Origin of the sequence: Shigella sp. FC1567 (genome assembly GCF_001743015.1) — a bacterium.
Classification (GTDB): domain Bacteria; phylum Pseudomonadota; class Gammaproteobacteria; order Enterobacterales; family Enterobacteriaceae; genus Escherichia; species Escherichia coli.
In genome coordinates, this window is record NZ_MIIV01000343.1 from 1 (window position 1) to 723 (window position 723).

Sequence of the window (723 nt, forward strand, 5' to 3'; positions counted from 1 at the left end):
GATCGAGGTTCACAGTACTGCGCATACGATTACCGGGTCATACAGGAGCAGTCTGGTCTGAAAACATCAATGTCGCGTAAAGGTCACTGTTACGACAACGCTCCGATGGAAAGCTTCTGGGGAACGCTGAAAAATGAGAGCCTGAGCCACTATCGTTTTAATAACCGGGATGAAGCCATCTCAGTAATACGGGAATACATTGAGATTTTCTACAATCGTCAGCGTCGTCACTCTCGTCTGGGGAATATCTCCCCGGCAGCCTTCAGGGAAAAATATCATCAGATGGCTGCTTAAAAAAAGAACAAATGGTAGTGTCCGCTATTGCCAGTACACCTCAGTCTTTAGTTTCAGTCGTTCTCTTGTAACTACTATTTTCGGGTAATGACTCCAACTTACTGATAGTGTTTTATGTTCAGATAATGCCCGATGACCTTGTCATGCAGCTCCACCGATTTTGAGAACGACAGTGACTTCCGTCCCAGCCTTGCCAGATGTTGTCTCAGATTCAGATTATGTCGCTCAATGCGCTGAGTGTAACGCTTGCTGATAACGTGCAGCTTTCCCTTCAGGCGTGATTCATACAGCGGCCAGCCATCCGTCATCCATACCACGACCTCAAAGGCCGACAGCAGGCTCAGAAGACGCTCCAGTGTGGCCAGAGTGCGTTCACCGAAGACGTGCGCCACAACCGTCCTCCGTATCCTGTCATACGCGTAAAACAGC

At 48.7% G+C, this 723-nt stretch carries 1 protein-coding gene and 1 pseudogene; one reads left to right on the forward strand and one right to left on the reverse strand.

Annotation, left to right across the window (positions count from 1 at the left end; genetic code table 11):
- Positions 1 to 294: integrase core domain-containing protein (locus BHE85_RS17410; RefSeq protein WP_146627975.1), on the forward strand; the 294-nt coding region annotated here is incomplete at its 5' end.
- 98 nt (positions 295 to 392) lie between these two features.
- On the opposite strand, the pseudogene BHE85_RS17415 reads toward BHE85_RS17410, so the two are convergent.
- Positions 393 to 723, reverse strand: a pseudogene (locus tag BHE85_RS17415) (IS1-like element IS1X2 family transposase); the annotation flags it as partial.